The sequence below is a fragment of the Candidatus Bathyarchaeia archaeon genome, assembly GCA_038883335.1.
GTDB lineage: Archaea > Thermoproteota > Bathyarchaeia > Hecatellales > Hecatellaceae > JAVZMI01.
In genome coordinates this window covers 162,654-180,922 of sequence record JAVZMI010000001.1, presented here as the reverse complement: position 1 = coordinate 180,922, position 18,269 = coordinate 162,654, and the positions used below count along the sequence as shown (strand labels likewise).

The following is an 18,269-nucleotide window of genomic DNA, read 5'->3' as shown; positions in this document are numbered from 1 at the left end:
GTTGCAGATAAAATCGACGACGAGCCTCCTCTAGGGCACATGTCCTCAATGGGGCTTCAAGAACTCAGAGGAGCCTTAGCTGAGAGGTTAACTCTAGAGTTCGGTGTCGACGTGAAACCGGAGAACATCCTAATAACCTCTAGTAGCAGGCATGCTGTCTTTTCAGCGATATTGTCTAAAGTATCAATTGGTGACAGGGTTGTAATACCCGAACCTACCCGGCCTGTCTATGCCTCTTGCGTCGAGCTTGCCGGTGGAAGAACTGATATTGTGCACACGACACTGGAGGATGGGTGGCAGGTGGATATCGGCGCTGTTGACGATGCACTTGCTGCTGGGGCTAGGCTCATAATCCTGAACAGCCCATCTAACCCCACTGGGAGGATTATTAATGGAAGTGAGCTTGACGAACTGTCCAAAATGGCGGAGAGGAGGAGCGCCTACATCTTATCTGACGAAGCCTACCGTGGCTACTCCTTTAAGCCTTACAAGAGCATCCTCCAAGCGGCTTGTTGTAACTTCATCCATGTGGGTATCTTATCTGACTGGCTTGGCGTGGCGGGTTGGCGAATCGGCTATGTGATCTCCGATTTGCAGACAGTCTCTCGAATGCGTAAAATCCTCCAGCTATCCGTCACATGCGCCCCAAGCTTCATCTATCAAGCAGCCTTAAAGGCTCTCAAGAACGATTACAGAAACACTGCAAACATCTTCCGTAAAATGTTGGAAGACCGTATGAATGCAGCCTGCAGCGAGCTCGACAGGCTGCCCGTTGAATACTATAGACCAGAAGGCGCGATGTTTATCTTTCCAAAGTTTGATCTTGAGGGCTTTGACTCTAGAGCATTCGCTAAGAGCCTTTTGAGGGAGGCAAAGGTTGCTGTGACACCTGGGGAGGCTTTCGGCAGATACCCTGAATACCTAAGACTTTCCGTCGCAACCAGCAAGCTCAAGATAAGGGAGGCTATGCGCAGGATTAACTCTTATCTAGGTCGCATGAGTAGGTGAGATTTATCAAGGTGCCTTGGACTATTATCAGTAACATTAAAATTAATAAAAAGGAGCGAGATTAGGTACTCAGCATTTCACGGAGGTCATGTGCATGATACCCATAGTCTTGATAATATTGGCTATGTTTCTTGTTCTTGTAATGATAATAGGTCTTCTAGTAGGGCTTGGCAGGGAAGGTGTCGGCGCATTAGTCAAGGAAGGTATTGACTCAATTTGGAATGCATTGAAACGTAAAAAAGATAGTGATTAAATGTTAACGGTTTCAAGACTGCTGCATGTTCTGGTCGAGTCTTCGCCTCCGCATCGCCGTCCCGGTTGTCGGGTCTCGAGGGGCTGTTAAAGATTCTCTACGATCCAAGAATCCCAGGGTTTCATATGGCTAAGGAGAAAATCACAATCCTAGGCGGGACTGGGGGAATGGGCCGTTGGTTTGCCAGATTCTTCAGTAATAAGGGCTACAGCGTAACTATAACAGGTCGGAGCTTTGAGAAGGCTGAGAAAATTGCTAACGAACTTGGCGTCGGTTTCGCAAAAGCCAATCGTGAGGCGGCTTCAGAAGCTGACATTATCCTTGTGGCGACACCGATCGAAACCACGGCTGGAGTTATAAGGGAACTGAGGGGGAGTGTTAGGAGGGGGGCCATCTTATTTGATATAGCCTCCGTGAAGAGTAGCATAATCGAAGCTTTAGAGGAAGCTTCAAAGCTGGGCGCTAGAACCGCGAGTGTTCACCCTATGTTCGGACCTGGCGCCGAGTCGATGCATGGTCAGAAGGTAATCATCATACCGGTGAGGGGGGATCTTACTGTCGTTCACCAGCTGACTGAGCTCTTTGAAGAAGAAGGGGCTGTGGTTCACCTACTTCCAGATGGTGCGACCCATGATAGGATTATGGCTTTAGTCTTGGCGTTGCCACATTTCCTGAACGCAGTTTTCGCTTTAACAGTTCCCCCTGAGACTATTAACGATATTAAAAAAATGGCTGGAACAACCTTCACCCTTCAGCTACTTGTAGCCGAGAGTACACTTCAAGATCTAAATCTCTCAGCCCAACTTCAGACTAGTAACATGGCTTTTCAAGGGCTTCTGGTTGAAACCTTGAAGATTGCTAAGAGGCTGGGGGATGCCGTATCAAGTGGAGACAGGGTTGTCGTGAAAAAACTTCTGGAGGAGGCAAAAGCCCACCTGGCACTCGACCCAGATTTCCAGAAGGCTTATGAGAAGTTTTACGCAGCACTTAGAGCTATAAGCTAGCTGTTATTCGTAGTCTTCCTAGCCTTTGGGTATGAACCTAGTACCTTGAGGAAACAGCAGATTCCTCTAAGCTCTTCTAACGCCCCGAGGATCTTCTCCTCAGTTCTGTGACCCTCGAAGTCCATATAGAAGATGTACTCCCACTCCTTCCCCTTCATCGGTCGGGACTCAATCTTTGTCAGGTTTATCCTTCGTTCGGCGAAAGGAGCTAATGCGTGATAGAGGGCTCCAGGGATGTTCTCGGTTGCGAAGATCACTGAGGTTTTATCGTTACCAGTTGGAGGCGAATCAGCTGTGCCGATGACAATGAAGCGAGTTATATTCTTTGGAACATCTCCAACCTCTCTGAGAGCAATCTGCATGCCGTAGGCGCGTGCAGACGCTTCGGAGCCGATAGCAGCTGCCCTCTTCAAACTCTTTAGCTTCATCACTGCGGCAGCAGTGCTTTCTACCTCTCTAATTTTCGCCGTGGGAAATCTTTGAGCTATGAGGTTTCTACACTGTGCTAGGGCTTGTGGGTGGGAGAGGATGATTTTTATCTCTTCCAGCCCTGTACCTGGCTTAACGATGAGGTGGTGAACTATGGGTTCCTCTATCTCTCCGCACATCTTGACATTGTTTCTGTAGAGTAGGTCGAGGGTCAAGTTAACAGAACCCTCATATGAGTTCTCTGCTGGGACAACCCCCAAATCCAAGCTTCTGGATTCAACAGCCCTGAAGACTTCTGGGATTGTATCTAGACCGATAAGATTCACGTCTTTACCTGCAAAGTACCTCTTAGCCGCCTGCTCACAGAAAGTTCCCTCAGGGCCCAGATATCCTACTTTAAGTGGTGTGGGGTTCAACTTGAAATGACTGCCTCGACCATCTCGTGGAGAACGCTTTCAGCTTTCTTCTCTCTCCCTACTCTCTCCGCTAGGTTTCTGGCCTTCTTCTTAAGTCTGCTCTGAAGTTCTCTGAGGTTCTTTCTAACTTCTAGGGGGTTCGGGCTGCCCATACTCCTCTTCGCCTTAACACTCTTAAGTGGGTCGGCAACATCTCTGAGTTCATCTTGGGTGATGACGATCTCTTTCCCTGCGGTCATCTTGGCGGCTGCTATGACAGCTTCCGCCTTCAAATCAGCCATGGTTACACCTGCCTCCAAAGCATTCCTCACCACTGCCCCAACAATCTGGTGGCTTAACCTGAAGGGAATACCCTTCTCTCTCACTAGCATGTTCGCCAGATCTGTAGCAGTCGAGTAGTTGGAGGTTGCTAACTCGAGCATTCTCTTCTTGTTCACCTTCAAAGTCGACAGCATCCCCTGCGTCACATCCAAGGTTCTTTTAACTGTAGCGATAGCACTCATAACCGCCGGCTTGGTCTCCTGAAGATCCCTAAAGTAGCCTGAGGGCAGAGCTCTCACCAAGCTAAGAACTGAATATAACTGAGCCTGAACACTTGAAGCCTTAGCTCGAATCAACTCAGCTACATCTGGGTTCTTTTTCTGGGGCATGATGCTGCTTCCAGTGGCGTAAGCCTCGTCCAACTCCACCATCCTAAACTCGTAGGAGCTCCAGATGACCAGATCCCCAGCCAGCCTGCTTAGGTGGACCATCAAGATTGATAAGGCTGCGAGAATGTCAGCCGCTTCCTCCCCCCTAGCTGTTACAGCGTCGAGGGAGTTTATTTGAACTCCATCAAAACCCAGCAGCTCAGCTGTAATCTTTCTGTCTATCGGCCAACTTGTCCCAGCTAGCGCGCCAGCTCCCAGTGGACACATGTTTATGCGCGCATATATCCCTTCCAACCTGTCTAGGTCTCGCAGGAGCATCTCGGCGAGAGAGCTAAGCCAGTGGGCGTAGGTTATGGGTTGGGCTATCTGCAAGTGGGTATAGCCCGGCATCACCGTGGAGAAGTGTCGCTTAGCCAGAGTAAAGATAGTCTCTAAGAGGTTTACAATAAGCCCTGATATCTCGTTCACCTCTCTTCGGAGATAGAGTCTCATGTCGGTAGCTATCTGGTCGTTCCTGCTCCTACCTGTGTGGAGCCACCCTCCAACATCCATCCCAGCTTCACGAATGACGAAGTCCTCGAGGTTTAGATGGACATCATCAAGTTTGAGTTCTAATTTGAATTTCCCTTCAGCATGTAGGTTACGGGCCTTCTCTAAAGCTTTCAGGAGCTCTCTGAGAACGGGGCGGGTGATTATCTTACATTTCCATAGCATTATGGCATGAGCTTCGCTGCATAGGATATCCTCTTCCACCAGTTGGCGGTCGCATTCGAGGTCCTCCCTCACCAAGAAGTCAAGAGCATCCTCGGCTAACCTCCTCTCGAGGCGCCCCTTCAACAACCCCCTAGCCATTATACTCCAACCCTATTTGCCCTTCTCCAACCTGAGGCGACTTGCGACTCGTGTGGGCAACCCCCAGAGTTCGATGAAACCGGCAGCTGCAGACTGGTCGAAAGTTGTGCTGATGTCGTAGGTGGCCAGGCCAAGGTCGTAGAGAGAGTTTGGCGACGACCTTCCAACTATAGAGGCGCTGCCTTTGAATAGTTTAACTTTCACCTCGCCCTCCACACGAACTTGTGTATTGTTTATGAAGGCCTCCAGGTCTTCTCTTAAAGGTTCAACCCACAATCCGTTATATACAAGCCAAGACCATTGCGCCTCGACGCTCTGTTTGAATATGAGCTCATGTTTTGTCAAGACTAATTTTTCCAGATCTCTGTGTGCGTCGATTAGGCAGACTGCTGCGGGGCACTCGTAAACCTCTCTGGATTTTATGCCAACCAGTCTATCTTCGATGTGATCTATCCTGCCGACGCCATGCTCCCCACATCGTCTATTTAATAGCTGTACGAGCTCAACTTTGCCTAGCGTCTCACCGTTAACAGTTTTTGGAACTCCACACTCAAACTCGATGCTGATATATTCCGGTGTGTCGGGTGCCTTCTCGGGGGGTTTAGTCCACTCATATACCTCTGGCAAGGGTTCATGTTCTGGGTTTTCAAGAGGGCCACACTCTATTGAACGCCCCCACAAGTTTTCGTCGACACTGTATATGCTCTTCTCAAGCGGGACGGGTATCTTATGCTCCCTTGCATACTCGATCTCCGCATTCCGGCTCATCTTCCACTCCCTCACAGGCGCGTATATCTTGAGATCCGGCCTCAAGGCCTTTATAGTAACCTCAAATCTGACCTGGTCGTTTCCCTTCCCGGTACAGCCATGAGCCACGGCTGTGGCGTTCTCCTTCTTAGCCACCTCCACTAGCTTCGACGCGATCAAGGGACGCGAGAGAGCCGTGGAGAGTGGGTACTTTCCGCCATAGATAGCGTTTGCTTTCAAAGCTGGGTGGATGTAGTTGGTTACGAACTCTTCTCTGGCGTCTAGGTGGTAGTGGCGTACTGCGCCAATGGTTTTAGCTCTCTCTTCTACTATATGTGGGTTTAGGGGCTGGCCTACATCGACAGTTAACGTAACTACTTCAGCGTTATAACGGTCGATGAGCCATTTGAGTATTACCGAGGTATCTAAGCCGCCTGAATATGCTAAAACTACCTTTTCCAAATCAGTCACACCCATCCGCGATTACACCTGTAAAGACTAATAAGACTTGCTTGGAAAACTTAGAGGGTCTCCAGAATTCTAATAGTCTCCTCTGTCATCGCTTGGGTTGACGCGTTGCCGCCTAAGTCCTTTGTGACTACTTTACCCTCCTCTAAAACTTTCTCCAGCGCCCTTTCAAGCTTCAATGCATTCTTCTCTTCGCCCAAGTATTTCAACATCATAGCAGCGGACAATATCATAGCTGAAGGATTTACGACACCTTTACCTGCATACTTAAGTGCGACACCATGGACAGGCTCGAACATAGCATGCCGCGCACCTATGTTCGCCCCGGGGACGACGCCTAGTCCACCAACCACCCCAGCCGCCTCGTCAGAGAGTATGTCTCCGAAGAGGTTCGTAGTTACCAGTACATCTAAGTCTTGTGGTCTCCTCACGATTCTGTGTGCTGCGGCGTCAACCATGAGTTCCTCCACCTCAATGCTGGGGTAGCCCTTAGCTACCTCTAGGCAAACCTCGCGGAAGAGGCCGCAAGTTATCTTTAATATGTTGGCTTTATGAACTATCGTCACTTTCTTTCTTCCTTCGGCTAAGGCTAAGTCGAAGGCGAACCGTGCTATGCGCTCTGAGCCCCTTCTTGTGATGACCCGTGCCGCCAAGGCAGTTTCGCCTTTACGTTCCTCTATTCCAGCGTATAAACCCTCAGTGTTCTCGCGAACTATGACAAAGTTGACATTCTGATGGAGGGCGGGGACACCTTTCCTCGACTTTATTGGGCGAACATTGGCATAGAGGTCGAGTGTCTGGCGTAGGGTTACAGCGACGCTCCTATAGCTCTCAGGTCCTTCAGGAGTTTGAGTTGGGCCTTTTAGGCAAGCGTCTGAACGCTTGATAACTTCAAGCATCTCCTCGGTAAGCTGCTTCCCATATCTCTCCCAACTCTTAAGGCCAGCTTCACAGATGACAAATTCCATGTCTAAATTTAACGCCTTTAGAACTTGGACCGCTGAGTTGGTTACCTCAGGCCCAATTCCATCTCCGGGTATTACAGCAATCTTGTAGCCCATGAACTTCACCTAGTCTCAGGCGGTGGCTTAGATATTGTAGCCTCCTCTCTTCTTTAGATACTCTACCAGTCCACCACTTTGAAGGATCTCGAGCATGAAAGTCGGTATTGGTGTGAAGCTGTAGCTCCTTCCTTTTGTCTCGTTTCTGATGGTACCCATGGTAAGATCTATAGATACCATATCGCCAGTCTCAGTCTCCTCTACGGCCTCCTTAGACTCTATAAGTGGGAGCCCGATATTGATTGCGTTTCTATAGAAGATCCGTGCGAACGAGCTGGCCACCACCGCACTTAACCCTAATTCCTTGAGCACCCTCGGAGCCTGCTCCCGTGATGAGCCGCATCCAAAGTTCTTTCCAGCGAAGATTATGTCGCCAGATGTCACTTTCTTCGCGAACTCAGGGTCGACGGCCTCCATCGCATGTGACGCTAATTCCTTCATGTCGAGGGTTTTGAATTTGTATTTTCCAGAAATTATAATGTCAGTGTTGATGTCGTCGCCGAATTTCCATACCTTACCAGACAGTTTCCAACTACCCACTTTAAATTCCCCCGTTTCGTGGGTCGGTTATCTTGCCTTTGACGGCTGAGGCTGCGGCTGTTAGGGGCGAGCAGAGATAGATGTCCGCCTTATCGCAACCCATCCTGCCCACGAAGTTCCTGTTCGATGTAGAGATGACCACTTCTCCAGGCGCCGGTATGCCTTGGTGTGTGCCTACGCAGGGGCCACATCCAGGGTTACAGACCACACAACCAGACTCTAGGAAGATTTCCATGAGCCCCTCCCTGATAGCCTTCATCAAGATCATCTTTGAAGCTGGGACAACTATCATACGTACCTTCTTGTGTATCTTTTTACCCTTCAATAGCCTAGCTGCCAATTCTAGATCCTCATAACGACCGTTTGTGCAGGATCCAAGGAAGACTTGGTCAATCTCGACTCCTTCAACCTCCCTAACCGTCTTCACATTGTCGACAGTTGGAGGACAGGATATCATGGGCTCCATCTTCGAAGTATCATGAAAGAAAGCCTCCTCAAATTCCGCATCCGCATCGTTCTTCACCGGTTCAAGGTCGGTTATGCCGAGATACCTATAGTAGGCGGTTGTCTTCTCGTCTGGCTCAACTAGCCCAGCTTTCCCGCCCATCTCCACCGCCATGTTGCAAAGAGTGAAGCGCCCGTCTATGCTTAGGGCTTTGGTAGCTTCCCCAGCAAACTCTACTGCCCGGTAGTTGGCTCCGTCAGCTTTCATCTGCCCAACAAGGTAAAGGATCAGGTCTTTAGATGAAACATACGGGGGTGGTTTACCTTCTAGATTGAATTTGTAAGTCTCAGGAACCTTGAACCAGAGTTTCCCGCTCATAAAGACTGCAGCCATCTCCGTCGAGCCTATGCCGGTTGCGAAGGCGCCAACGCCTCCGTAGGTGCATGTGTGAGAGTCAGCACCCACAACTAAGTAGCCAGGTTTCACATGCCTCTCCACCATCAGCTGGTGGCAGACTCCGGAACCTACATCGTAGAAGTTCTTCAACCCTTGCTCCTCCGCAAAGCGGCGCATCTCTCTGTGGAGGATAGACGTTCCTTCAGAGGCGCTGGGAGCCACATGATCTATCACTAGGGCAATCTTGTTAGGATCCCAGACCTTTTTACCGTTCATCTCCCTGAAGGATCTGATTGCTAGGGGTGCTGTGCCGTCATGTGCCATGGCGAAGTTGACTTCTGCCAGAACTATATCCCCTGCTACTGCATCCTTTCCAGAAGCTCTGCTAAGGATCTTCTCAGAGATAGTCTTACCCACCGAACCTCAAACTCCAAAGCTCCTCTAAACAGTAGAGACTAATAGTTTTCTAATGGATAACATCTAAGAATATTTAAATTACGCTCCAACACACTTATACCCACATGACCAATAGAGGTGCTACAGTTGCGTGAAAAAGTGGAGGAAGCTATATCGAAGATTAGACCCTCCCTCCAAGCAGATGGAGGAGATGTAGAGTTAGTTGAAGTTCAAGAGGATGGCGTAGTAAAGGTCAGATTAACTGGTGCCTGCAGAGGTTGCCCTATGTCTCGGCTTACGCTACAAATGGGGATTGAGAGAGCACTCAAAGCACAGGTACCCGGGATAAAGCGAGTTGAGTCTGTCTAGCTCCTACAGCCTTAAAAACTCTAAAGCTGAGTCTGCAAAATCAAGAGAGCTACTGACTGCCATCCTCCGCTTGACAAACTCCAAAGAATTTTTCACAATTAAAGAGCTTTCAGAAGAGAGTCTCACGCCGCAAGACTTGGCAGAGGATGCTTTAGAACTGCTCGTTAAAGAGAAGCTGGCTGTGAGAGATGGCTCATTCTTCAAGATAGAGCCAGCTTATAAAGTTTTGATCGCAGTCAAAGCCGTAAGACTGGGAGCTGACGCTGAAGGTGTAAGTCGGCACATATCCTGGCGTGAGTTTGAACAGTTTATAGAGTATGCCTTGAATTTTAGCAATTATTTGACGACTAGACACCACTATTTTAAGTCTGGTAGGAAGAGGTATGAGGTAGATGTAGTTGGAGTATGTGGTCAAATAGTCGTGGCGGTGGACTGCAAACATTGGAGTAGCAACTGGAAGCACGGTGAAATCAAGAAATCTGCCTTAGCCCAGCTGGAGAGGGTGAGATCTCTCTCTTCTGTCGAGGGCTTAAACGAGTTAGCCGCTAAGCTTAGAGTTGGGCTATCTGGATGGATATACGTAACACCCGTGGTGGCAACCTTCAAGGAGACAGCTGTCAAAGTCTACGCGGGAGTCCCGATAGTTCCAGTATATAAATTTGGTGCCTTCTTAGGAGAGTTGCTAGGCTACTTACCCTACCTCTCAACTTTCAGGGTGAACTTAAGTGAGCACTTTCCTTAGTAAAATTACCCGCTAAGTTCAAAGTAAAAATAAGAGGCGAGTAAAACTCAGCCGCTTCATCGTTTAAACTGGTAAGCTGGCGGAACTAGAGTATGGCTACCTTCGCTCCTAGGGCTTCGCCTGGAAGCGCCCTGCGGAAGCGCACTCTAATCATACCATTTCTACCATGAATATCGACAACCTCGCCTACTATCTTCTTACCACTCTTCTGGCTCAGCCAGACAACCTTTCTTCCGATATATCTTGAGGCGGCTGTATCATTATCGATGTCTGGTATCTTGACTAGGCACTCTTTATTCTTCTGTGTTTTAGGGCCTATCCTGAAGTTAACCACCACGCCATGCCTCTGCACCGTCAACACCAAGCTCCACGCCCCCACAGATCTAAACGACCCGATGAAGACCTTTTTTGTTTATTAAAATTAAACTTTGCGCGCCTAGGCTTCTGGCATAGGCTTAAATAATCAATCTTAGATAGGCTCAACTCGACTTAAGTTACAGGATTACTAAGTGTTGAGGTGAGGTCCTATCTCACAGATCCGAGTCGCCATAGCAGGGCTTGGAAACTGCGCCTCAGCGTTAATTCAGGGACTCCAATATTACAGAAATGTGAAAGATGAGGACTGCGTCCCAGGGTTGATGCACACAGTCTTCGCAGGCTACCGTATTAGAGACGTCAAAGTTGTCGCAGCCTTTGATGTTAACAGACTGAAAATAGGCAAGGATGTGGCGGAAGCAATCTTCATAGAGCCGAACGTATGTGCCAAGTTCGCTGAGGTCCAGCCTCTCGGTGTGGAAGTACTGCCAGCGCCTATACTCGATAGTGTAGCGCCTCACATGGAGGAGCCCTTCAAAGTCTACGATAGGAGTAAGATAAATGCCCCAGATGTCGCCAAAACTCTGGAGGAGAGTGGCGCTGAGATGCTGCTGAACTATATACCCGTCGGCAGTAACGAAGCCACAAAGTTCTACGCTGATGCCTGCCTCAAAGCGGGGTGCGCATTTGTAAACTGCATCCCGGAGTTTATAGCGTCCGACTCAGTTTGGGCTAGGAAGTTTAAGGAGGCTCGGCTTCCAGTTGCCGGCGACGATATTAAGAGTCAAGTAGGTGCCACTATACTCCATCGCGTCTTAACGAAGCTCATGATTGACAGAGGTGTAAAGATAGACGAGACCTACCAGCTTAACCTCGGAGGCGATACTGACTTCTTGAACATGACTGTGGAGGAGCGGCTTTCATCTAAGCGAGTAAGCAAGACTGAGGCAGTAACTTCGCTCCTACCATACAAGATTCCAACGCGGATAGGGCCTTCTGACTATGTTCCATTCCTAGGCGATGCGAAGATATGTTACATCCACTTGAAGGGTAGAAAATTCGGCGACCGACCTATAAAAATCGATGTAAAGCTTTCAGTCGAAGACTCACCAAACAGCGCTGGGGTGGCCATCGACCTAATACGTGCTGTGAAGGTAGCTTTGGATAGAGGGATCTCTGGACCTCTACTCAGTATTTCAGCCTACGCATTCAAGCATCCACCCATCCAAACAGATGAAGACACGGCTCGACGTTGGGTTGAGGAGTATATTCAAGGCATAAGAGAGTCCTGACTAGTTATAAGGTGGGTTGACTCTGTCTCCAATAAACTGGAGAGTTTTACACTTGAGACCACCGTAGTAGAGGGATTCATGACGTTAGAAGAGCTTACAAACCCTGACTTCATCCTTTTCACGTCACTGATATTAGTACCAGCCTACATGGCAAACGGTATGGGCCCTATACTTGGCGGCGGCAGACCCCTCGACGGCGGGAAAGTTTTCATTGATGGGCGAAGGATTCTGGGAGACGGGAAGACTGTCAACGGCACTTTAGGAGGTATACTCTGCGGCACTCTCGCATCTCTCGGCGAGATTGCCGTGGTGAACCTGTTTATGTCCCAGTTCTTCTCATTTTCTCTTAACCTGCTTCACGCACTGTTCGGTTTTGTAATCTCTGTAGGAGCGATCTCGGGTGATTTGACTGGAGCATTCATAAAGAGAAGACTAAACCTTCCACGGGGCGCCTCTGCACCGGGTCTTGACCAGCTTGACTTTGTTGTAGCTGCGTTGGTATTTGCTTGGGCATTCACTCGGCTGGTGTCTGTAGGTGGCGAGGTCACGTGGCTCACGGTCGTGGTTGTGGTTACAATAACACCCTTCATACACCTCCTGAGTAACTATGTAGCGTTCAAGATTGGGAAAAAGAATGAGCCTTGGTAAAATTGTTCTTTAGTCCGAGTTACGGGTCTCTAGAGCTGGCAGAGTTGAAATTTATAGGTATATGTTAATAACAATCTACGGCTCCACGATTGACCCGTGTAGCGTATCAATTTCTGAAAGCTTACCGTGATGAACGTATTTTTTGTAGGGAAAAGCTTTAATAACGAAATTTAGACTTCTTAGATTCTGTATAACTACACTGGAGGCAAAAAGATAAAGATTGGGGCAACCCACGCACGGGATCTTCCTGCCTAAGAAGTTCTTTGTAACAAGCGGATCAGCCAACAGCCCCACCTCAGCTCTGAACGCCTTTGACGCAGCCCTTATGAAGGCTGGAATAGCGCAATGTAACCTTGTATGCGTCTCATCTATCCTTCCTGCCGACGCTGAATTTATCAAGAACTGCGAGATAACCCCAGGCACCGTAACATTCTCAGTTCTAGCCAGAATGGACGGAGACCCAGGTGAGACCATAGGGGCTGGGCTTGGATGGGCATGGGGCGTCACACTTGACGGACAGAAATATGGGCTAGTCGCCGAAGCGCATGGATACAAAGATAGGGAGGCTATTGAGAGAGAGCTTAAGTGGAAATTGCAAGAGATGGCTAAGATCAGGCAGCTACAGATAACTTCCATCGAGTGTAAGCTCGAGTGTCTAGAGGTTCCAAAGGGACGTTATGGAAGTGTCGTGGTAGCTTTGATTTATGTGCCTTGGGAGCAAGCTGATTCTCAACGCCAACCAAACGCGGAGCGGGAATATCGGCGAACCGTAGTTAGTGAGAGCCCTATTATAAACCATCAGAAAGTCGCGATGACGGACTAATGCAGCGCAGGTATAGTGGATCAGGTGATATGTTTCGGTCTAGTTTTCCAGTCAAAACAAATGGTCGATAGGATTCAGTTCATAGCATATTTTCATCGCTTTGCGACTGCAAACGTTGTATAACAGAAGCTTCTCACAGGTAAAAGTCTAAATAAAATCGTCTGTCATGCAGGCTTATGTATGTTTTCTGTGGTGTTGAAGCCTTTTTACCCCCTGGTAATTAAGCCCAGATTTCCATAGTTAAGTGATGCTTTGTTTAGTAACTTGGTGGCATCAGTTGTATATGTAATATTGATGCAACTGGCTACAACCACGAGTTTCAGCAGACTTCGATTTTTTGAACCCAATATCACCTCTCCAATTTTTCGTATGCCGAACTTCAGCAGCCCACCATACGTCATTATTACATGGAATGGTGTAATTCATCGGACCTCCCATATTTTTGCACTAATCAAGCTTGATGGCGTGCGGTGGGGTCGGCTCAATTACACCATAGTGTGGTAGAGGATTAAATAACCTACCATATACCATATGGTGTAATTGAGGTGGGATGATGTTCAGAACTGTAAAGGACAAGGAATATATGGCAGACTACATTAGGAGACATGGTTACGTGACGGTCAAAGTAGAGGAAGATCGAACTAGCATAGGTGACCTTGCCATATTTTGTGGTTTGCTCTTCCCGTACAACCCAAGAAAAGCTAAACTTGCAGAAGTTCTTCTTCGTGAGATGAGCCGGAGGAAGACCCGTCGAATGGAGCTTACTTCCATCTCAAACGAGATATGTCGGAGGGAGCACTGCAGTGCAACTACCCTCTCACAGACTTGGAAAGCCCTACTGAATAGCGGTCTCCTAGTAAGGACTAGACGCAACGAGCCAGCCCAACTCAGTGAGACATTTTCTAATCGTCTCGAGATGATAGCTAACTACTGGCGCGAGAGAGTGAAAGAGATCCCAAAAGGAGAACTGGCCCGATAAAGCTGTGCGACTGCGAAAACATCTTTCTCCTCAAAGATAGGATAGTTAATAATATACCTATAGTCGAGGATCGCATGTTGGGAGAAGATCAGAGACACCGCGAACTCCATGATGACCCTCCAATGATATGCGAAAATTACTGTTTTGCCTTTAGAACAAGATCTATGAACTGGTCAAAGGGCATTATGACAACCATGAAGAACTCCTAAAGAGAGTTGTGTGATGTGTGGAATATAGGCTAAGGTTCCAGGTTATTCTAAATAATTTTTCTCTTTCAATGAATTGATTGTCTCCTTCAACCTAGCCACGCTTAGCCCCAATTCCTCACTCGCCTGTGAGAGGGAGATCCTCCCGCCGTGCTTGGTAATATAATTCAGTACTTCCTGCTCCGAGTCCGTTAGTATGAAAGAAACCTTTATTGGACTGTGGGGTGCCGCTGGCGGTTTAACTGTCTCAGGAGTGACGGATTGCGGAGCAGCTTTCTTCTGGGTGAGACCGCGGATGAGACCGTATACCCAAAACAAACCCGAGTAGCGCCATATCCACAGCACTTCCCCCCACCACTACTAGCTCACCACTTTCATATGCCATATAGATAGAGAACCATATAGCAAATCCCATAATCACCATAAGCACATTTAAAATTACCTTAGATGTTTTCATCTTCTCCCCACTTAACTTTCAAGTGGCTTTCGTTATTTAAAACTAATTGCCCGAAGAGCTTAATGCATACCTCTGCGTATTTCAGCTTTGAAAACCTCGAGTTTTATTGATATAAATGAGCCCTCATAGTAAACCTTCGTTAAAATATAAATATGCCACGGGCTGCAAGCTGAAAAATAATTTTGTTTATCTTCTCGTCCACTTCCTTACTCCATGCGTTAGCTCGCTCAGCGTTGTAGTTTATTAGGGAATAGATGTTGTTTATGTCCTTCGCCACTACATTACTCCACGCGTTCGCTCGCTTCTGGAACTCATCAAATCTGTTATTCAAGCCATCAATCGCGTCGCACAAACTCTTCAGCTTTTCCTCATTACTCAGTTCTTCCCAGATAAGAACTCTTTTCGGTTTAGAATTCACTTGGGAGGTTTTCTCTGACACCCCTCCAGCTGTTGGCTGGGCTTGCGGCCCCTTCTTCTGAACAGAGTTCATTTTTCCCTCCTCATTAGGTTCTAAGTTTTCTAATACGAGATTTACGGTTTTTTACCTTCAAAAAATTTTCTACATTTCGAGTTTCTCAAAGAGATCTTGTCTCTTCAACCGAACTTGGGGGTAAATTTTTGACTTTGGGGGGCGTTCGAGATCTGAGTTTTAAAGCGCAGTGGAGCGATTGTCAGAGGCGCGCGGTATCGGGTGAAGGGAGACCTTGAGGGCCTCGAAGATGTCAGGTTCAGCCGCCTCAAAGGTTGATCGGGGCTGAAAAACCTGTATGAACGTGTATGAGCGGGTAATACCATTTAAGATGAGAGGGCTAGGATTGTCATAGCCTCGACGAGGTTCACGGTTTATCAGCCGCACATTCTCATTTCTCGCCGAATTACTGGTGTAGGCTCTATGGAACCACGACTGGAGGGGTCTCCTTTAACCTCCGGCTTCTGGCTCCTCGGTCAGCTCGCCGAATTTTTTGAGGTGGCGGCTTGTAGCTTTCTGGATTATAAGTTGCTTCCCCTTTATCTTTACATGGACCCTAAGGCTTGGATCTTTAAATGGGAAGCTGGAGTCGCTAACCAGTTTCGTGGGCAGGTATATCCTAGGCGAGATATATGCCCGTCCAGTCTTGGTCTGCTTCTCGGTAACCTTGTAGCTGGCCAGAGCTTCTTTCATAGAAAATCACTTTCCAATTTTCTTTACATTTTCTTTAAGATTTTCTTAAGTAAAATTTTACTAAATATCAGCTATAAAAGAGTAACGCGAAGGTGAACCAAGTTGCATATAATTATCTGCTAGCTTCTAAAAATTGGAGACCACATGAGCTGTCCAAAATTTCGCACACTAGAAACTGGTTTAACCTAGTGATGGAGAGAGAAACTTTGATACCTTGGATTAGATAAAGTTCAGTATAGTATGGAGGTTTGTCGTTATGTCCTATGTGCATGAAGGAGATGAGGTTGACTTTGAGATTGTGAAAGAGGAGTGGAGTGAGTATAAACTTAAAGATGGAGCAACATTGAAAGTGAAACCGATCCTTCTCGGCGTTCTCCGTACAAACCAGCATGACCCCCTAGGAAACCCGGTATATATAGTCTCTTCCCAAAACGCAATCCGCGTGGTAAACGTCCCTTTTGAACTCAAGAAGAGGCCGAGGGGGCAGCAGGTAGTCTAAGCTAGCCGAAGGCAGCCCTACGAAGAATTTCTTACAAACTTTTTTAAACATCAAAAGGCGTATGATTCTGCAATTTGATCAGTCGTTTGACAGAGACATTAGGCGTGTAGTTATATGAAGGGTAGGAAAATTGGCTGGCTCATATGGTTCACGTTCTTCGTCGTCATAGACTTTGCAGTTCCCTACTTGCTACTTAAGGATGTTCAAAGTTTTTATGGGGCATACCTCTTCTGGGTGTTGATAACTATCATTGTCCTAGTTTCCGCAATAGTGTATATGCGCCCTTGGAAGGATGTGAAGAGCCTTTGATAGAAGCCACTTGGATCTACCTTGCAATCATCATATGGTTTGTTGCAGGGTGTATTGTGTCACACTTAGCACGGAGAAGGATGGGCAGAGGAGTTTCAGAATATTTCATAGCGAACAGGAAACTAGGCGGCTTCATCTCAGCGATGACTTACAGCGCAACCACTTATAGTGCATTCATGATGGTCGGCCTTGTTGGGTTAACTTATAGTACAGGCGTCGCCAGCCTAGGTTTCGAGTTAACGTACCTTATCGGAACTGGTATGCTCTTAATATTATTCGCTCCGAGATTCTGGCTAGCTGGCAAGAGATACCAGTATATAACTCCGGCTCAATTGCTGAGCGGGAGATACGAAAATCCCCTGGTAGGCGCAGTAACCACAGCCCTATGCCTCGTTATGCTTGTTCCTTACGCCTCCGTGCAGTTCATGGGAATTGGCTACCTTGTTGAAAGCCTCTCAGGCGGGACGATAACCTATATGGTAGGCTGCCTTATCGTGGCGGGAGTTACTCTTATCTATGCATGGTGGGCTGGGATGCGGTCTGTTGCGTGGACGGACGCCGTCCAAGCTGTAATAATGCTTGCCACATCGCTCTTTCTGTTACTCTTTATCATATTCACATTCTTCGGCGGCTTCGGCGATTTCATAGTTAATGTCGAGTCTTCTATTCCCTCACACCTCACAGTTAAGTGGCCGTTTACTCTCTTCTTGGGTCTCTCTCTGCCTTGGTTCTTCTTCGCCGTAACCAACCCTCAAGTTACACAGAGACTCTTCATACCAACGAACGTTAGGAGCTTAAAGACCATGGTGAGAGGTTTCTTGATCTTCGGATTCATATACACCATTATAGTAACCCTCTTCGGTCTGGCCGCCAAGATTGTAGAGCCTAACCTGAAGATCGCGGATATGGCTATGCCTATTCTATTGAGCAGAACTCCAACGCTCGTCGCTCTCTTAGCATTCGTAGGCATAGTAGTTGCAGCCACCTCAACCCTCAACTCCATAGTGCTCACATTGAGTTCTATGTGTTCAAGAGACATCTACAGGACAATTAATCCTCTATCATCTGAGGAGAAGGAATTACTGGTGGGCAAGGTAGTGATACCTCTCATGACAGTTGCATGTTTTGTATTTGCACAACTGAGACTTGAACTGATAGCTGTGCTCTCGTCTATGGCGTCTGCTGGGCTGCTTATGCAGCTTCCCGCAGTTGTGGGAGCCTTCTTCTGGAAGAGAGGTACAGCAGTTGGAGCATTGAGCAGCATAGCTATTGGTGGAATTATTGTTGGAGGGATGCTCATCGCAGGCTGGTACCCCTTAGGTCACTGGCCAGGAGTTTGGGGTCTAGCCGCAAGTAGCCTAATATTTGTAGGCGTAAGCCTACTTACTGAACCGCCCAAACGGGCTGAAGAGTTTTTGAGAAACATAAATGAAGCGTTAAAAACGCATAACATGTAGAGGCATCTACCTCTTCAACTACGAGGAAGCCTGAACCTGTCCAAAAATTGGAAACCGGTAGCCCTGTTGAGACCGTTATATATGTGGCTTCAGAGACTTTTCATGCTATGATTATTTTAGGTTAAGTGAGGCTTCCGCGGAGTTACACTCCATAACTAATTTGTTTATATGTGTTGGTAGCCCGGGGGAGATTTCCGCTCGAGTAGCCGAGTTTCGAACTCCCGTCGGCGGGTTTCTCCTCTCGAAGAGAACCAAAGCCCGCTATGCTTGGCCGCTACACCACCGGGCTAACCTCCTATGATAATAGCGTAAGTTAACAGATTTATATTCTCCTTCTTCGCAAAAA

At 47.7% G+C, this 18,269-nt stretch carries 22 protein-coding genes and 1 tRNA gene; 12 read left to right on the top strand and 11 right to left on the bottom strand.

The genetic code is table 11. From position 1 onward, the window contains the following. From QXJ75_00975 to QXJ75_00965, 3 genes are all read left to right on the top strand, one after another. Positions 1–1,008: pyridoxal phosphate-dependent aminotransferase (locus tag QXJ75_00975; GenBank protein ID MEM3736652.1), on the top strand; the 1,008-nt coding region annotated here is incomplete at its 5' end. A gap of 124 nt (positions 1,009–1,132) precedes the next feature. Further along, a complete protein-coding gene (locus tag QXJ75_00970; GenBank protein MEM3736651.1) occupies positions 1,133–1,261 on the top strand; it encodes a hypothetical protein in 129 nt (42 codons plus the stop codon). A 65-nt stretch (positions 1,262–1,326) separates the two neighbouring features. Then, entirely contained in the window at positions 1,327–2,265 is a 939-nt protein-coding gene (locus QXJ75_00965; GenBank protein ID MEM3736650.1) for a prephenate dehydrogenase/arogenate dehydrogenase family protein, read from the top strand. On the opposite strand, the gene pheA is transcribed toward QXJ75_00965, so the two are convergent. The 6 genes from pheA to QXJ75_00935 are packed head-to-tail and all read right to left on the bottom strand — an operon-like array spanning position 2,262 to position 8,686. Then, the gene (gene pheA / locus QXJ75_00960; protein ID MEM3736649.1) at positions 2,262–3,110 is read right to left on the bottom strand and encodes a prephenate dehydratase; all 849 of its coding nucleotides are present in this window, start codon (positions 3,108–3,110) and stop codon (positions 2,262–2,264) included. The two genes, QXJ75_00965 and pheA, sit on opposite strands and share 4 nt — an antisense overlap. Next, positions 3,107–4,612, bottom strand: coding sequence for an argininosuccinate lyase (gene argH, locus QXJ75_00955; GenBank protein MEM3736648.1), 1,506 nt, complete (start codon positions 4,610–4,612; stop codon positions 3,107–3,109). Before argH ends, pheA begins: the two co-directional genes overlap by 4 nt. A gap of 12 nt (positions 4,613–4,624) precedes the next feature. After that, a complete protein-coding gene (locus QXJ75_00950; GenBank protein MEM3736647.1) occupies positions 4,625–5,836 on the bottom strand; it encodes an argininosuccinate synthase in 1,212 nt (403 codons plus the stop codon). A 44-nt stretch (positions 5,837–5,880) separates the two neighbouring features. Next, entirely contained in the window at positions 5,881–6,888 is a 1,008-nt protein-coding gene (locus tag QXJ75_00945) for an isocitrate/isopropylmalate dehydrogenase family protein (GenBank protein ID MEM3736646.1), read from the bottom strand. Positions 6,889–6,915: 27 nt separating this feature from the next. Then, a complete protein-coding gene (locus QXJ75_00940) occupies positions 6,916–7,428 on the bottom strand; it encodes a 3-isopropylmalate dehydratase small subunit (GenBank protein MEM3736645.1) in 513 nt (170 codons plus the stop codon). Between the two features lies 1 nt (position 7,429). Then, positions 7,430–8,686, bottom strand: a complete 1,257-nt coding sequence (locus QXJ75_00935) for a 3-isopropylmalate dehydratase large subunit (protein MEM3736644.1) — start codon at positions 8,684–8,686, stop codon at positions 7,430–7,432. A gap of 126 nt (positions 8,687–8,812) precedes the next feature. Between QXJ75_00935 and QXJ75_00930 the strand changes: the two genes are divergently transcribed. Then, positions 8,813–9,034 (top strand): NifU family protein, encoded by a 222-nt coding sequence (locus tag QXJ75_00930; GenBank protein ID MEM3736643.1) that lies wholly within the window; start codon positions 8,813–8,815, stop codon positions 9,032–9,034. Continuing rightward, positions 9,021–9,776, top strand: a complete 756-nt coding sequence (locus tag QXJ75_00925; protein ID MEM3736642.1) for a hypothetical protein — start codon at positions 9,021–9,023, stop codon at positions 9,774–9,776. Before QXJ75_00930 ends, QXJ75_00925 begins: the two co-directional genes overlap by 14 nt. An 85-nt stretch (positions 9,777–9,861) precedes the next feature. Here QXJ75_00925 and QXJ75_00920 read toward each other — a convergent pair whose 3' ends face one another. Continuing rightward, positions 9,862–10,137, bottom strand: a complete 276-nt coding sequence (locus tag QXJ75_00920; GenBank protein ID MEM3736641.1) for a 50S ribosomal protein L35ae — start codon at positions 10,135–10,137, stop codon at positions 9,862–9,864. Between the two features lie 247 nt (positions 10,138–10,384). Here QXJ75_00920 and QXJ75_00915 point away from each other — a divergent pair, with 247 nt between their 5' ends. From QXJ75_00915 to QXJ75_00900, 4 genes are all read left to right on the top strand, one after another. Next, on the top strand, positions 10,385–11,383 hold the full coding sequence (locus QXJ75_00915; GenBank protein ID MEM3736640.1) for an inositol-3-phosphate synthase: 999 nt from the start codon (positions 10,385–10,387) through the stop codon (positions 11,381–11,383). 78 nt (positions 11,384–11,461) lie between these two features. Continuing rightward, a complete protein-coding gene (locus QXJ75_00910; protein MEM3736639.1) occupies positions 11,462–12,031 on the top strand; it encodes a CDP-2,3-bis-(O-geranylgeranyl)-sn-glycerol synthase in 570 nt (189 codons plus the stop codon). A gap of 220 nt (positions 12,032–12,251) precedes the next feature. Continuing rightward, on the top strand, positions 12,252–12,854 hold the full coding sequence (locus QXJ75_00905; GenBank protein ID MEM3736638.1) for a pyruvoyl-dependent arginine decarboxylase: 603 nt from the start codon (positions 12,252–12,254) through the stop codon (positions 12,852–12,854). A 553-nt stretch (positions 12,855–13,407) separates the two neighbouring features. Next, complete coding sequence (locus QXJ75_00900) at positions 13,408–13,833, top strand: hypothetical protein (protein MEM3736637.1); 426 nt, start codon at positions 13,408–13,410, stop codon at positions 13,831–13,833. 453 nt (positions 13,834–14,286) lie between these two features. Here QXJ75_00900 and QXJ75_00895 read toward each other — a convergent pair whose 3' ends face one another. The 3 genes from QXJ75_00895 to QXJ75_00885 form a co-directional block, all read right to left on the bottom strand. Then, positions 14,287–14,496: a hypothetical protein gene (locus QXJ75_00895; protein ID MEM3736636.1), complete on the bottom strand. Its 210-nt coding sequence runs from the start codon at positions 14,494–14,496 to the stop codon at positions 14,287–14,289. Positions 14,497–14,635: 139 nt separating this feature from the next. After that, positions 14,636–14,986, bottom strand: coding sequence for a hypothetical protein (locus QXJ75_00890; GenBank protein MEM3736635.1), 351 nt, complete (start codon positions 14,984–14,986; stop codon positions 14,636–14,638). A gap of 429 nt (positions 14,987–15,415) precedes the next feature. Continuing rightward, on the bottom strand, positions 15,416–15,658 hold the full coding sequence (locus QXJ75_00885; GenBank protein MEM3736634.1) for a hypothetical protein: 243 nt from the start codon (positions 15,656–15,658) through the stop codon (positions 15,416–15,418). Between the two features lie 256 nt (positions 15,659–15,914). Here QXJ75_00885 and QXJ75_00880 point away from each other — a divergent pair, with 256 nt between their 5' ends. The 3 genes from QXJ75_00880 (at position 15,915) to QXJ75_00870 (ending at position 17,923) form a co-directional block, all read left to right on the top strand. Next, positions 15,915–16,157 (top strand): hypothetical protein, encoded by a 243-nt coding sequence (locus QXJ75_00880; GenBank protein MEM3736633.1) that lies wholly within the window; start codon positions 15,915–15,917, stop codon positions 16,155–16,157. 114 nt (positions 16,158–16,271) lie between these two features. Then, positions 16,272–16,466, top strand: coding sequence for a hypothetical protein (locus QXJ75_00875; protein MEM3736632.1), 195 nt, complete (start codon positions 16,272–16,274; stop codon positions 16,464–16,466). Beyond that, positions 16,463–17,923, top strand: coding sequence for a sodium:solute symporter family protein (locus QXJ75_00870; GenBank protein MEM3736631.1), 1,461 nt, complete (start codon positions 16,463–16,465; stop codon positions 17,921–17,923). The genes QXJ75_00875 and QXJ75_00870 overlap by 4 nt, the downstream gene beginning before the upstream one ends. Positions 17,924–18,097: 174 nt before the next feature. On the opposite strand, the gene QXJ75_00865 is transcribed toward QXJ75_00870, so the two are convergent. Further along, positions 18,098–18,212: transfer RNA gene (locus tag QXJ75_00865), tRNA-Gln, on the bottom strand. Between the last annotated feature and the right edge of the window lie 57 nt (positions 18,213–18,269).

Bases quoted from the DNA above. Each gene is read 5' to 3' on its own strand.
- QXJ75_00895 (MEM3736636.1), bottom strand. From the start codon at position 14,496: ATGAAAACATCTAAGGTAATTTTAAATGTGCTTATGGTGATTATGGGA.
- QXJ75_00970 (MEM3736651.1), top strand. From the start codon at position 1,133: ATGTTTCTTGTTCTTGTAATGATAATAGGTCTTCTAGTAGGGCTTGGC.
- QXJ75_00875 (MEM3736632.1), top strand. From the start codon at position 16,272: ATGAAGGGTAGGAAAATTGGCTGGCTCATATGGTTCACGTTCTTCGTC.
- QXJ75_00910 (MEM3736639.1), top strand. From the start codon at position 11,462: ATGACGTTAGAAGAGCTTACAAACCCTGACTTCATCCTTTTCACGTCA.
- QXJ75_00880 (MEM3736633.1), top strand. From the start codon at position 15,915: ATGTCCTATGTGCATGAAGGAGATGAGGTTGACTTTGAGATTGTGAAA.
- argH (MEM3736648.1), bottom strand. From the start codon at position 4,612: ATGGCTAGGGGGTTGTTGAAGGGGCGCCTCGAGAGGAGGTTAGCCGAG.
- QXJ75_00890 (MEM3736635.1), bottom strand. From the start codon at position 14,986: ATGAACTCTGTTCAGAAGAAGGGGCCGCAAGCCCAGCCAACAGCTGGA.
- QXJ75_00950 (MEM3736647.1), bottom strand. From the start codon at position 5,836: ATGGGTGTGACTGATTTGGAAAAGGTAGTTTTAGCATATTCAGGCGGC.
- QXJ75_00900 (MEM3736637.1), top strand. From the start codon at position 13,408: ATGTTCAGAACTGTAAAGGACAAGGAATATATGGCAGACTACATTAGG.
- QXJ75_00885 (MEM3736634.1), bottom strand. From the start codon at position 15,658: ATGAAAGAAGCTCTGGCCAGCTACAAGGTTACCGAGAAGCAGACCAAG.
- QXJ75_00945 (MEM3736646.1), bottom strand. From the start codon at position 6,888: ATGGGCTACAAGATTGCTGTAATACCCGGAGATGGAATTGGGCCTGAG.